Here is a 14,278-nt window from a genome sequence, read left to right as displayed (position 1 = left end):
AGAAAAAAATGAAGATCATTGAAGTTGATGAAGAATTATACCAATACATTGCGAGCCAAACCCGCTCTATTGGGGAAAGTGCTTCGGATATTTTACGCCGTTTGCTTAATTTACCGGCACATGCGAGTGTTTTTGCCGATGACTTAACATTTGCTCCGGCTGAAAATAACGAAAAAACAGAATCAAAAGTAGAAGTACAGCCCGAGTCTGCTAAGTCAGAAAGTGTAAAGCCGACGAAAAAACAGCCGATAACTGCAATTAATCAGATCGTAGAAAAAGTTCAAACGTTGTTGAACTCGACAGAATTTCAAGAAGAAGGCAAAGCTGTTACTCGTTTCTTAGCAATTCTGCGCGTGCTTTATCGCACTAATCCTGAGAGTTTTGCGCAAGCCACAGAATCTTTACAAGGACGCACTCGAGTTTATTTTGCTCGAGATGAAGCGACATTGTTAATGACAGGCAATCATACAAAACCAAAACAAATTCCAGATACGCCTTATTGGGTTATTACTAACACAAATAGTGGTCGTAAAATGCTGATGTTGGAAGGTGCAATGCAATCAATGGATTTGCCTGAAAGTTTAATTGACGAAGTGCGGACATATTTCACGGTAAATTAATGATGTATCCTTGGCAAGGGTTTGCTATCCAACCTAAGTTTTCTCATAAAATCGCCTTGCGCACTGCACAGGGCGATATTTTTAATTGGGCGCAAGTAGCCGAGAAAGTGAACCAAACTGTTTCCTTTTTACACAATAAAGGTGTAAATCCTGAAAGTGCGGTTGCTTTTATTGGAAAAAATACAGAAAACATTTTATTTTTATATCTTGCTACAATCCAACTTGGTGCAAAAATTCTAGGTATTAATCCGGCTTTCCCTCAAGAAAAAATTGCTGAGTTGTGTGAAGTTCATCACATCGATTTTTGTTTTTATGATGAAGATTTGAGGGATTTGCCAAAAGCCGATGTTGTAATCCAAAAAGCTGATTTTTTTCGCCCTGCGACAATGACGCTCACGTCTGGCTCGACAGGTTTGCCAAAAGCGGTAGTACATAATGTTCAAGCGCATTTAGATAACGCGAAGGGCGTATGCGAATTGATGAGGTTCGATAGCGAACATTCTTGGCTACTTTCCTTGCCGTTATATCATGTTTCAGGTCAAGGTATTGTTTGGCGTTGGTTGAGTTGTGGTGCTGAATTGCATTTTCCGAAAACGGATTTTTACGCTTCATTATTGGAGGCGACTCACGTTTCTCTTGTGCCAACGCAATTGCAGCGTTTATTAGATTATTTACAGGAAAATCCGAGTATTTCATTTTCTACGCGCCATATTTTACTGGGCGGTGCGCATATTCCGACAGAACTTACACAAAAAATGGTGAAATATGGCATTAAAACTTATTCTGGTTATGGAATGACGGAAATGGCCTCTACGGTTTTTGCCAAACAATCTGATAAAAAACAAGGCGTAGGGCAACCGCTATTAGGTCGAGAATATCGTTTGGTGAATGATGAAGTTTGGTTAAAAGGCGCTGGTTTGGCGATGGGGTATTGGAAAGACCGACAAATTTTTCCATTAACCAATAGCGACGGCTGGCTTCAGACAAAAGATAAAGGCATTTTGCAAGAGGGCGAACTGGTTATTATCGGACGACTTGATAATATGTTTATTTCGGGCGGTGAAAATATTCAGCCAGAAGAAATAGAGCAAGTGATGCTGAAAAATGCTATGGTGAAACAAGTTTTTGTTTTACCTAAAGCCGATCATGAATTTGGCTATCGCCCAGTTGCGATTGTTGCTTTGAATGAACCCTTTAATCAAAGTACGGTCGAAAAACTCACTGAATTTTTACAAGATAAATTGGCTCGCTTTAAACAGCCAATAGCTTATTATGAATTGCCAGTAGATTTATCTGCTGGCGCAATAAAAATATCACGTAAAGTGCTTGCCGATTGGTTAGCAAAACAAATAAACGAACAATAAAAAATACAGGTAACTTATGAAAACATCACGTTTTTTCACCGCACTTTTAGCTACAGCTTTACTTGGTTGGGCGACGGTGCATCCAACATTTGCTGCAAATAAAAGCAAAATATTATTACCTACGGAGCAAGAGCTCACTGCAGATTTAGCTGATGTGCAAAAAATGGCTGATGGTGATGTAAAAACAGAACTTATTAATGAATTGCAAACCTCTTTGGATTTATTGCAACTCATTCAAACTCAACAAAAAAATAATGAAGATTTACATGATGTTTTAGCCCATGCTGACAGTGAAATTAAGAAAAATAATGCAGATTTATTGGCGTTTAAGAAGCAGTTAGAACAATCTAAATCAGTCGATTATCAAGCTCAAAATTTAGCGGATTTACAGGCTACATTAAGCAAACTTAATGCTCAACAGCAGGAAACCCAAACTGCATTAAGTAAAGCGAATACTCAATTAGCGGGGCAAAGTTCTGTATCTGAGCGTGCTCAAACCAGTCTTACTGAGAATTTGAAACGCACACAAGAAATTAATCAACAATTAGCCGATAGCAATCTTACAAAAACTTTACGTCAAAAAAATCAAATAGAATTACAGTTGATTGATTTAAAAAACGCTTATAACCAAGATTTATTGAAAAATAGTGATCAGCTGACATTGCTTTATCAAAGCCGTTATGATTTGTTGAATGTGCGTTTGCAATTGCTACAACAACAAATTGTGGCAATTCAAGAGGTGATTAATCAGAAAAACTTGGCGCAAACTCAAAACCAAGTGGAACAAGTTCAGCAACAGCAACTAAATAGTGCAAAAAATGCTTATATTCAGAAAGAATTGGCACGTAATGCGGACTTGAGTCAATATTTGCTACAACAAACTGAGAAAACTAATACCTTGACGCAAGATGACTTGAGAATGCGTAATGTGTTGGAGAGTCTTACTCAAACTCAACATACGATTGACGAGCAAATTAGCGCCTTACAAGGTACATTGGTACTTTCTCGTATTATTCAACAACAAAAACAAAAATTACCAACTAATTTAAATATTCAAGGTTTATCAAAACAAATTGCGGATTTGAGGGTTCAGATTTTTGATATTACTCAAAAACGTAATGAGCTTTACGATTTAGATGCTTATATTCTTAAAGTAGAATCAGATGAAGGCGAAAAGTTTAGTAATACAGAGAAGATTCAATTAACGAATTTATTAACTGAGCGTCGGAAAGTTTTATCTGATTTAATTAAATCATTGAATAGCCAGCTTAATTTAGCTATTTCATTAGAGCTTACTCAGCAGCAAATTACTCAAATAAGTGATCAAGTTCAAGCTAAATTAGATCAACAAAGTTTTTGGGTTAAAAGTAATAATCCTATTAATTTAGATTGGTTTAGTGAATTACCACATATATTTGTTGCTCAAGTAGATGGTATTGTGAAGAAAATTGGTTTTCCAACCAACTATAGTAATTTACCTTATTTACTGATGTATTTCTTTGCGCTGTTTGTTGTAGGCGGTGCGATTTTTCGCTTTAAAGAACGTATTAAACAGCGTTTAGCCAAAATTAATAGTGAAATTAATCGTTTGAAATATGACAATCAGTGGAATACTCCATTGGCTATATTATTGACTGCATTTTTAACCCTTTCAGGGACATTATGGTTTTTAGCCATTTGCCAAATGATTGGTTTCTTTTTTGTGAAAAATCCAACTGAGTTTTGGGATTGGTCGTTTAGTATGGCGGGCTATTGGTGGTTCTTCACGTTTTGGCTTTCTTTATTCCGCCCGAATGGAATTTTTGTGCGCCACTTTGAATTTTCTCAACAAAGTGCGGTGCGTTTTCAAAGCGTCATTAAACGTATTGTTGTAGCGGTTGTTTTATTACTGAATACATCAGTATTTAGTAACGTGACTGATTATGGGTTGGCAAATGATGTGATTGGACAAGTGAATACAATAGTTTCATTGCTGTTCTGCATTATTATCATCGCCCCACGTTTCAAAAATGTGCTACGTTCTTACGAAGATGAGAAAAAAAGTCATAATCACATTATTGTTAAAATCGTTCAATTCGGTTTACAGATTATTCCTGTTGGCTTAGTGGTATTAGTTGCGTTGGGATACTATTACACTGCATTGAATTTAATACAGCATTTGATTAATTCTTATATCGCATGGTGTGTGTGGTGGTTAATTCGTCAAATGATTTATCGTGGCATTACTGTATCTTCTCGTCGCTTGGCTCATCGCCGTTTAGAAGAAAAACGTCATCAAAAACGAGCAAATATTAATGAAGGATCAGCATCCGATGAGCTTGTTCTTAATGAAAAAGAAGAAGGCTTAGCGTTAAATGAAGTGCGTAGCCAATTATTGCGTTTTGCGGATCTTTTCATTTGGACTGCTTTGTTTGGCATTTTCTATTATGTTTGGTCAGATCTTGTCACGGTGGCAAGTTATTTGCGTGAAGTGACCTTATGGCAGCAAACGACGACTACTGAAGCTGGTACTGTGATGGAAAGTATCACTTTATTTAATCTTCTTGTGGCTTTGGTTATTGTAGGGATTACTTATGTCTTAGTACGCAATATCTCAGGTATTTTAGAAGTATTAATTTTCTCACGGGTTAAACTTTCACAAGGAACGCCTTATACTATTACTACATTATTAACTTATGTTTTAGTTGCGGTTGGTGGTGCGTGGGCATTTGCTACATTAGGTATGTCGTGGTCTAAATTGCAATGGTTGTTTGCTGCCCTTTCAGTTGGTTTGGGCTTTGGTATGCAAGAAATCTTTGCAAACTTTGTATCCGGGATTATTTTATTATTTGAACGCCCAATTCGAGTGGGCGATACCGTTACCATAAACGGTGTCACCGGTACGGTAGCAAAAATCCGTATTCGTGCTATTACGATGATTGATCCGGATAGAAAAGAAGTGATTGTGCCGAATAAATCGTTTGTCACAGGGCAAGTGACCAACTGGGCATTATCAAATACTATTACTCGTTTAGTTATATCTGTGGGGGTTGCTTATAACTCCGATTTAGAATTAGTAAAACGTTTGTTGTTACAAGCTGCTTATGAATTGCCGAGCGTTTTAAAAGAACCTGAGCCAAGAGCATTGTTTTTAAATTTTGGTGCAAGCACTTTAGATCATGAGTTACGAGTTTATGTCGGACAGGTTTCAGATCGTAATGATACGCTCGATTTATTAAATCGTCGTGTAAATCAATTATTTAAAGAAAATAATATAGACATTGCTTTCAATCAATTGGATATCTTTATTAAAAATAACGACACGGGTGAAGAGATTCCTTTTATTAATATGGAAAAATTAACTACAACTAATTAAAGAGAAATAATATGGCAGGTAACACAATCGGACAACTTTTTCGTGTGACAACCTTTGGGGAGTCACATGGTATTGCATTAGGCTGTATCGTTGATGGGGTACCGCCAAATCTTGAATTATCAGAGAAAGATATTCAGCCAGATTTAGATCGTCGTAAACCCGGGACATCTCGATATACCACGCCACGTCGTGAGGACGATGAAGTTCAAATTTTATCTGGTGTGTTTGAAGGAAAAACGACAGGCACAAGTATTGGAATGATCATTAAAAATGGTGATCAGCGTTCGCAAGATTATGGCGAGATTAAAGATCGTTTCCGCCCAGGGCATGCGGATTTTACCTATCAGCAAAAGTATGGAATCCGTGATTATCGTGGCGGTGGGCGTTCGTCAGCGCGTGAAACAGCGATGCGGGTTGCTGCGGGGGCGATTGCGAAAAAATATTTACGCGAACATTTTGGTATTGAAGTCCGTGGTTTTTTAAGTCAAATCGGTCATGTGAAAATTGCACCGCAGACTATCGGAGAAATTGATTGGGAAAAGGTAAACAGCAATCCATTCTTTTGTCCTGATGAAAGTACGGTAGAAAAATTCGATGAATTGATCCGTGAACTTAAAAAAGAAGGGGATTCTATTGGTGCTAAACTTACCGTTATCGCTGAAAATGTTCCAGTCGGATTAGGTGAGCCAGTATTTGACCGTTTAGATGCGGATCTTGCCCATGCATTAATGGGAATTAATGCAGTAAAAGGCGTCGAAATTGGTGATGGTTTTGCTGTGGTTGAGCAACATGGAAGTGAACATCGTGATGAAATGACCCCCGATGGATTTGAAAGCAATCATGCTGGTGGCATTTTAGGCGGAATTAGTTCTGGTCAACCGATTATCGCCACGATTGCGCTAAAACCAACTTCAAGTATTACAATTCCTGGTCGTTCAATCAATCTTAATGGTGAATCCGTAGAGGTTGTAACAAAAGGTCGACACGATCCTTGTGTGGGTATTCGTGCTGTACCCATCGCAGAAGCCATGATGGCGATTGTATTATTAGATCATCTATTACGTTTTAAGGCACAGTGTAAGTGATCTTAATGTAATATTTAAGGCTAGGTTGCTATCTCCTAGATAAGCTTTGATGTTACCCCTTTGAGCAATGAATGTTCCTCAAAGGGGAGTTATTGTTTATCGTGGGTATATTTATCGACGGTGAAACTATTAATGATAATATTAGAATGAATAAAATTTTATTAAAAACAACCATAATTTTTACCGCACTTTTCTCTCTGAATGTTGTTGCGTCTCCTCTCGATTGGCAAAAAGTGAAACGTCCCATTCCAAGTGATGATGGGAAAGCAAAACCTATTGGTAGTTATACCAATGGGTGTATTATTGGAGCGCAAGCATTACCGCCGAAAGGGGAAGGTTACCAAGTGATTCGCATGAATCGCAATCGCTATTATGGCCATCCAAATATGATTCAGTATCTTGAACGTTTGGGACAACGCGTTAAAGCTGCTGGGTTGCCAACAATGTTAGTGGGGGATATTGCCATGCCGGGTGGCGGCCGATTTTTAACTGGCCATGCTAGCCATCAGATGGGATTAGATGCGGATATTTGGTTAAGAATGGGCGAAATGTCGGATGCCGATGCGCTGAATTCTGACGGTAAAGGTTTATTAGTTGTAGATAGAAAGGCGCAACGAGTGGATGAACGCGTATGGAATACCAATCATGCGATGTTAATCAAGTTAGCGGCACAAGATCCAAGTGTGACACGTATTTTTGTTAATCCCGCGATTAAGGTAAAATTATGCCAAACCGCTGGCAATGATCGCGGTTGGCTACACAAAGTTCGTCCTTGGTATGGACACGACTCTCATTTTCATGTTCGTTTAACTTGCCCAGCAGATGCGCCTTATTGTGAAAATCAAGCGCCTGTGCCTGCCGGTGATGGTTGCGGCGACGAATTATATTCTTGGTTTGAACCGCCAAAACCAGGCGCTTCAGTGAGCAAACCTAAAGTTACACCACCAGAGCCGTTTTTGTGCCAACAAATTTTGAACTCACCGAATCGGAGTGAATGGTTAGAATAGCATTAAGGTAAATCAATATGGATATCGGAATTGATCTTTTAGCAATATTGTTTTGTGTTGGTTTTGTTGCATCATTTATCGATGCGATTGCTGGCGGTGGTGGATTAATCACTATTCCAGCGTTGCTCATGACAGGTATGCCACCTGCAATGGCGTTAGGCACCAACAAATTACAAGCTATGGGGGGCGCATTATCTGCAAGCCTTTATTTCTTGCGAAAAAGAGCGGTCAATTTACGCGATATTGGGTTTATTTTGATTTGGGTTTTCTTAGGTTCTGCCTTAGGTACATTGTTAATTCAATCAATTGATGTAGCGATTTTCAAAAAAATTCTGCCTTTTTTGATTTTAGCCATTGGTCTATATTTCCTATTTACTCCTAAATTAGGTGATGAAGATCGGAAACAACGATTAAGTTATCTGTTATTTGGTCTTTTAGTTAGCCCATTTTTAGGTTTTTATGATGGCTTCTTTGGCCCAGGAACTGGCTCAATTATGAGTTTAGCCTGTGTTACTTTGCTAGGATTTAATCTCCCGAAAGCGACAGCACATGCAAAAGTGATGAATTTCACTTCGAACCTTGCTTCTTTTGCGCTTTTCTTATTGGGTGGACAAATTCTTTGGAAAGTGGGTTTCGTGATGATGGCTGGGAGCATTTTAGGCGCAAATTTAGGTGCTAAAATGGTGATGACGAAAGGTAAAACCTTGATTCGACCGATGGTTGTTATCATGTCTTTTATGATGACGGCTAAAATGGTTTACGATCAGGGGTGGTTTCATTTTTAATTCGGAAAGCGCGCAAAAGTGCGGTTAAAATTAATTACATTTTATTATGTCGGATAATCAACAAAATTTACGTTTGACGGCGAGAGTGGGCTATGAAGCGCACTTTTCATGGTCGTATTTAAAGCCTCAATATTGGGGAATTTGGCTCGGTATTTTCTTTTTATTGTTGTTAGCATTTGTGCCTTTTCGTCTGCGCGATAAATTGGCGGGAAAATTAGGTATTTGGATTGGGCATAAAGCAAAGAAACAGCGTACGCGTGCGCAAACTAACTTACAATATTGTTTCCCTTATTGGACTGAGCAACAACGTGAGCAAGTCATTGATAAAATGTTTGCGGTCGTCGCTCAAGTTATGTTTGGTATTGGTGAGATTGCTATCCGTTCAAAGAAACATTTACAAAAACGTAGCGAACTTATCGGTCTTGAACATATTGAACAGGCAAAAGCTGAGGGAAAGAATATTATTCTTATGGTGCCACATGGCTGGGCGATTGATGCCTCGGGCATTATTTTGCACACTCAAGGCATGCCAATGACTTCTATGTATAATCCACACCGAAATCCATTGGTGGATTGGCTTTGGACGATTACACGCCAACGTTTCGGTGGAAAAATGCATGCTCGCCAAAATGGTATTAAACCTTTTTTAAATCATGTTCGTAAAGGCGAAATGGGTTATTACTTACCAGATGAAGATTTTGGTGCGGAGCAAAGCGTATTTGTTGATTTCTTTGGAACTTATAAAGCTACATTGCCGGGATTAAATAAAATGGCAAAACTTTCTAAAGCCGTGGTCATTCCAATGTTTCCTCGTTATAACGCTGAAACTGGAAAATATGAAATGGAAATTCATTCAGCAATGAATTTAAGTGATGATCCTGAACAATCAGCCCGAGCAATGAATGAAGAAATAGAATCTTTTGTTACGCCAGCGCCAGAGCAATATGTTTGGATTTTGCAATTATTGCGTACAAGGAAAGATGGCGAAGATCTTTATGATTAAGAATAGGGTTTGAAAGTCATATTCTCGAAAACGGATATTCAATAAGGTAAATAAGAAATGGAAGAAAAAATTCGGCTGACGCAATACAGTCATGGCGCGGGTTGAGGCTGTAAAATTTCGCCTAAGGTGTTAGGGACAATTTTACATTCAGAACTGGAAAAATTTTATGATCCAAATTTGCTCGTCGGCAATGAAACTGCTGACGATGCAGCGGTGTATGATCTTGGTAATGGAACTGCGATTATCAGTACCACAGACTTTTTCATGCCAATTGTGGATGATCCTTTTGATTTTGGACGAATTGCCGCAACCAATGCCATCAGTGACATTTTTGCTATGGGCGGTAAGCCGATTATGGGCATCGCCATTTTAGGTTTTCCAACTAATGTATTGCCCGCAGAAGTTGCACAGAAAATTGTTGATGGTGGGCGTTTTGCTTGCCATCAAGCAGGGATTGCTTTGGCAGGTGGGCATTCCATTGATTCGCCTGAACCTATTTTTGGGTTAGCCGTGACAGGCGTGATTGACACTGAAAAAGTGAAATGTAATGCATCTGCAAAATCAGGTTGTAAGCTTTATATGACGAAACCGCTTGGTATTGGTATTTTGACGACGGCGGAGAAAAAAGGAAAACTTAAACCAGAACATCAAGGTTTAGCTACTGCCGCCATGTGCCAAATGAATTCTATTGGCAGCCAATTTTCCCAAGTGGAGGGCGTCACCGCAATGACGGATGTCACCGGATTTGGTTTACTTGGTCATTTAATTGAAATCTGTGAAGGTTCAAATTTAAGTGCGGTAGTTTTTGCGGACAAAATTAAAACTTTGGACGGTGTAAAAGATTATATTGCTAAAGGTTACGTACCCGGTGGAACAGGGCGTAATTTTGAAAGTTATGGGTATAAAGTTGGCGCATTAACGGAAGAGCAAAAAGCGATTTTGTGTGATCCTCAAACATCAGGCGGTTTATTAGTGGCAGTTGAGCCTAATAGCGTTCAAACGGTAATTGAAATAGCTAAAGATGCGGGCATTGATTTATATGAAGTGGGGGAATTAAAACCTAAATCAGAACTCGATGTCGTCGTGGAAATAGCTTAATAAAAAAGCGTGGAAATTTTAAAATCCACGCTTTTTTATCTTCTAGAAGGATTATTTGCCGATAACGTCTAATCCGCCCATATATGGACGTAACACTTCTGGTACGGTGATTGAACCATCCGCATTTTGATAGTTTTCAAGCACTGCTACTAAAGTACGACCAACAGCCAAGCCAGAACCATTTAATGTGTGCACTAAGCGGGTTTTCTTATCGCCTTTTGCTTTACAGCGTGCTTGCATACGGCGGGCTTGGAAATCCCACATATTTGAGCAAGAAGAAATTTCGCGATAAGTATTTTGTGCAGGCACCCAAACTTCTAAATCGTAAGTTTTGCAAGAACCAAAGCCCATATCGCCTGTGCAAAGTAAAACTTTACGATACGGAAGATTTAATAATTGCAATACTTTTTCCGCATGACTGGTTAATTCTTCGAGTGCTTCCATTGATTTATCTGGATCAACGATTTGTACCATTTCCACTTTATCAAATTGGTGCATACGAATTAAACCGCGAGTATCACGACCGTAAGAACCCGCTTCAGAACGGAAACATGGCGTATGTGCGGTCATTTTTATTGGTAATTCTGTTTCATCAATAATCACGTCACGCACTAAATTAGTGACGGGCACTTCTGCGGTTGGAATTAATGCGTAAGGTTGTTCGCCTTCTAAGGCTAAAGTATGGAATAAATCTTCCCCAAATTTTGGTAATTGACCTGTGCCATAAAGTGTGGCGTGATTGACTAAATAAGGCACATAGGTTTCTAAATAGCCGTGTTGTTCAGTATGAAGATCTAACATGAATTGCGCTAATGCACGGTGCATTTTGGCGATTTGACCTTTCATCACAGCGAAACGAGCACCAGCTAATTTAGCCCCAGCGGCAAAATCTAAGCCATTGGCATCTTCACCTAATGAGACATGATCTTTCACTTCAAAATCAAATGTACGCGGTGTACCCCAACGTAAGATTTCTTTATTTTCTGTATCATCTTTGCCTAATGGCACTTCGTCTGCAGGTAGATTTGGAATACTTAATGCAATTTGATTAATTTCCGCAAGTACCGCATCTAATTGTGCTTTTGCTTCAGTCAATTGATTGCCCATATTATCCACTTCAGCCAATAATGGCGCGATATCTTCACCACGTGCTTTCGCAGCACCAATAGCTTTTGAACGAGTATTACGTTCAGCTTGTAAATTTTCAGTGGTTACTTGTAAGTTCTTGCGTTGTTCTTCTAATGAGGTGAGTTTTTCTGTATCAAGAATAAAGTTACGTTTTACTTTTAATTTTTCTGCGACTTCCGCTAAATTATTACGGAGTAAATTTGGATCGATCATGGTATTTCCTTACTTTTTTCGTTGAAATGAAAACGGTTTTATTCTATCGCACGTTGTTGAAATAAACCAGTTAAAAGCCTAGTGAAAAGCGAGATTCTGAAAATAAAGAAAAATACACCGCACTTTGTGTTAAAATTTGCGCCGATTTAATCAAATTTTTAGGTGGGTTATGAGAAAATTTATTCTTTCTTTTCTATTTATGATTATCGGCGGTGGGCTTGGTTTTGCCGGGGCTCATTTTCATCCGACAAAATGGCAGGTTAGTGCGCAATTTGAAACGCCAAAAATGAGTGAGCTAGGTAATTATTTTTCTCTTTTTTCTACATACAGTTTAGTTAGTGGTGATGCGGATGCCGTTGATATGGTAAAAATTGAGCGTAAGGCGACAGATTCTGCGTATCATGAATTTACAAAAATTCTGAGTTCTCCCGCTCAATTAATGGCGTTTTTAAATCAATCTGATTTTGTGAAAGTGAGAGCTAAAGTTGAAAATCAAACCATTCAGCAAATTGCTTCGCATTTTAAATTTTCCCAAGAAAATAATCTTGATCAATTAACCCTGTCTTCTTTTGATCGTGAAGAAGTGGATCAACTTTTTGTGGAATACATTCGTTATGTGAATAATCAAGCGCGCCAAACATTAAATAATGAATTGATTACAAAATGGAAATCGTTATTCGAACAAGTGAAAAATGCTGCAGACGTTAAAATTGACGTTTCTTGGGAAAACAAATTGAAAATGATGCAATCTGTTCAACCGTTAGATAATAATTTGGTGGCATTTCATTTTGTTCAACAGCCTAATCTTGTGATATCAGAGAAACCTTATGTTATCTCAACGGGTATTGGTGCTGGTTTTGGAATTATCCTTAGTTTGTTAGCGATGCTGATTTTAGGTGCTGGAAGAAATAAAAAAGCAAAAGAGTAAGGATTGTTTGAGAGAAATAAATTTTGTGATCGTTGTCAAATTTTTAAGATTGTTTTCTGTTTATTTGGGGCGAATGTAGTAAACTGAAACCAGTTAAAACCACTATAGGAGCAATGCTATGTTTCCCGAATACCGAGAATTAATCACCAAACTTAAAAGTAATGATGCTTATTTCGATCGTCTTTTTGAAAAGCATAACGAATTAGATCATGAAATTAAGAATATGCAGGAAAACATTCAGCTCGCCACTCATATGGAAATTGAGGCTTTGAAAAAAGAAAAATTACGGATTAAAGATGAGCTTTATGAATATCTCAAGAAAAAATCTCAAGAATAGTAAAGAACCGGCTGATGCCGGTTTTTTTGTTGAACTATTTTAGTGTCACACCACCGGTTTTTGTCGATAAAACAATAATCCTGGTAAGGCCAATCCAAATACTATTGCGCCTAGGATAAAACTGGTATTAATAAAGGAGCTAATCATCTGCTCAAATAAAGCATCAGAAAAGCCGAAATGATGGATTTGTACCATTGAAATCATTGCTTTATAGGCATGAACGCCAGGGATCATGGGGATAATAGCGGCAACGGTGAAGGCTTTAGGATGGGCTAAATAACGATGGGAAAGATGCACGCCTAAAAATCCAATTACGCAAGTTGCAAAGAATGTGGCAAATACAATAGGCATATTAATATGCAGTAATAATGTGCGTGTAACATGCCCAAGTGCGGCTAAAATTGCGCAATATTTTAAGGCCTTGGGCGGTACATTAAATACTAAAGCAAAGCCCACGGCTGGAATTGCGGCAAATAACATATCATCGAATAATTTCAATATAAATATTGTTATATCTAATAACATTTTAATGCCCCCAAGTTGTAATATGTAATACGCTTAAAGCGAATACAATGCCAAGACATGCGCCAAAAGTGAGAATAGTTGCAATCGTCCAACGGCCTAATCCCATATTCACATAACCTTTTAATATATCCGCCAAAGAATTAATCAGCGGAAACCCCGGCACAAGTAATAACACACTAGACGCTAAAGCAATTTGAGGATCATTACCTAAGTTATATTTTAAGCTCACGCCAGAAATCAGCGAGGCGACGAAAGAGGTGATGGAAAAGACGATAAGAGGATTATAGTGCCGTTTAGAAAATTCTTGTCGCACAAACATGGCGATGGCTGCCGCCACAAAGGTGATACCACAGATCACCCAGTCTCCGCCAGATAAATGGGCGAATGCTGCACAAGATAAGCCTATCATGAATACAACTAACCATCGGTTATATTTAAGCGGTTTTAATTGATCCAGTTTTCTTTGTGCGATTTCTAAGTCATACAAATGATGTTCAACGGCAATCACAATGCGCTGCACATCAGTAACCATTTGCATATTAATGCCTTTATCCGTATTTTTTCTTGCGGTGGTAATGCAATGATTATCTGATAAGGTCGTCAGCACCACCGCATTTGCCGTAAGCGCACATTCTACACTTTCTACGCCAAGTGCTATGCCTAAACGCTGCGCCATTTGCACCACTACGGTACTTTCTGCCCCATGTTGTAACAAGAGCAATGCCGTTTGTACGCACACGCGAGTCACCGCCCGTTGATATTCGTGTTCCATATCTTTGTTCTCTATTAAAATATACCTATAAATAATTATAAAAATGTTTTCTGAAAAA

At 38.5% G+C, this 14,278-nt stretch carries 13 protein-coding genes; 10 read left to right on the top strand and 3 right to left on the bottom strand.

What is annotated here, in order from left to right:
* Positions 1-8: 8 nt before the first annotated feature.
* The 8 genes from seqA to selD all read left to right on the top strand — a co-directional run bounded on the left by seqA (position 9) and on the right by selD (position 10,317).
* Positions 9-620 (top strand): replication initiation negative regulator SeqA, encoded by a 612-nt coding sequence (gene seqA, locus KP713_RS02790; protein ID WP_215769784.1) that lies wholly within the window; start codon positions 9-11, stop codon positions 618-620.
* A gap of 2 nt (positions 621-622) precedes the next feature.
* The gene (menE, locus tag KP713_RS02785; RefSeq protein WP_215769898.1) at positions 623-1,984 is read left to right on the top strand and encodes an o-succinylbenzoate--CoA ligase; all 1,362 of its coding nucleotides are present in this window, start codon (positions 623-625) and stop codon (positions 1,982-1,984) included.
* 16 nt (positions 1,985-2,000) lie between these two features.
* Positions 2,001-5,339: a mechanosensitive channel MscK gene (gene mscK / locus KP713_RS02780; RefSeq protein WP_215769783.1), complete on the top strand. Its 3,339-nt coding sequence runs from the start codon at positions 2,001-2,003 to the stop codon at positions 5,337-5,339.
* An 11-nt stretch (positions 5,340-5,350) separates the two neighbouring features.
* Entirely contained in the window at positions 5,351-6,424 is a 1,074-nt protein-coding gene (gene aroC / locus KP713_RS02775; RefSeq protein ID WP_215769782.1) for a chorismate synthase, read from the top strand.
* A 146-nt stretch (positions 6,425-6,570) separates the two neighbouring features.
* Positions 6,571-7,431 (top strand): penicillin-insensitive murein endopeptidase, encoded by an 861-nt coding sequence (mepA, locus tag KP713_RS02770; RefSeq protein ID WP_215769781.1) that lies wholly within the window; start codon positions 6,571-6,573, stop codon positions 7,429-7,431.
* Positions 7,432-7,448: 17 nt separating this feature from the next.
* The gene (locus tag KP713_RS02765; protein ID WP_215769780.1) at positions 7,449-8,216 is read left to right on the top strand and encodes a TSUP family transporter; all 768 of its coding nucleotides are present in this window, start codon (positions 7,449-7,451) and stop codon (positions 8,214-8,216) included.
* A gap of 46 nt (positions 8,217-8,262) precedes the next feature.
* Complete coding sequence (gene lpxM / locus KP713_RS02760) at positions 8,263-9,219, top strand: lauroyl-Kdo(2)-lipid IV(A) myristoyltransferase (RefSeq protein ID WP_215769779.1); 957 nt, start codon at positions 8,263-8,265, stop codon at positions 9,217-9,219.
* 57 nt (positions 9,220-9,276) lie between these two features.
* Positions 9,277-10,317, top strand: coding sequence for a selenide, water dikinase SelD (gene selD, locus KP713_RS02755; RefSeq protein ID WP_215769778.1), 1,041 nt, complete (start codon positions 9,277-9,279; stop codon positions 10,315-10,317).
* A gap of 51 nt (positions 10,318-10,368) precedes the next feature.
* Here selD and serS read toward each other — a convergent pair whose 3' ends face one another.
* Entirely contained in the window at positions 10,369-11,658 is a 1,290-nt protein-coding gene (gene serS / locus KP713_RS02750; RefSeq protein WP_111407190.1) for a serine--tRNA ligase, read from the bottom strand.
* Between the two features lie 169 nt (positions 11,659-11,827).
* Here serS and KP713_RS02745 point away from each other — a divergent pair, with 169 nt between their 5' ends.
* Both KP713_RS02745 and KP713_RS02740 read left to right on the top strand, forming a co-directional pair.
* Complete coding sequence (locus KP713_RS02745) at positions 11,828-12,586, top strand: hypothetical protein (RefSeq protein WP_215769777.1); 759 nt, start codon at positions 11,828-11,830, stop codon at positions 12,584-12,586.
* 118 nt (positions 12,587-12,704) lie between these two features.
* The gene (locus tag KP713_RS02740) at positions 12,705-12,923 is read left to right on the top strand and encodes an HP1242/YdcH family protein (RefSeq protein WP_005628252.1); all 219 of its coding nucleotides are present in this window, start codon (positions 12,705-12,707) and stop codon (positions 12,921-12,923) included.
* A 45-nt stretch (positions 12,924-12,968) separates the two neighbouring features.
* Here the strand turns inward: KP713_RS02740 and KP713_RS02735 are convergent, their stop codons facing one another.
* Positions 12,969-13,448 (bottom strand): threonine/serine exporter family protein, encoded by a 480-nt coding sequence (locus tag KP713_RS02735; protein ID WP_005639515.1) that lies wholly within the window; start codon positions 13,446-13,448, stop codon positions 12,969-12,971.
* Between the two features lies 1 nt (position 13,449).
* Positions 13,450-14,220: a threonine/serine exporter family protein gene (locus tag KP713_RS02730; protein ID WP_005634905.1), complete on the bottom strand. Its 771-nt coding sequence runs from the start codon at positions 14,218-14,220 to the stop codon at positions 13,450-13,452.
* Positions 14,221-14,278 lie beyond the last annotated feature (58 nt).

Source organism: Haemophilus sp. SZY H36 (genome assembly GCF_018829625.1).
Taxonomy (GTDB): Bacteria; Pseudomonadota; Gammaproteobacteria; order Enterobacterales; family Pasteurellaceae; genus Haemophilus; species Haemophilus haemolyticus_K.
This window is presented reverse-complemented; position numbering and strand designations above follow the sequence as displayed.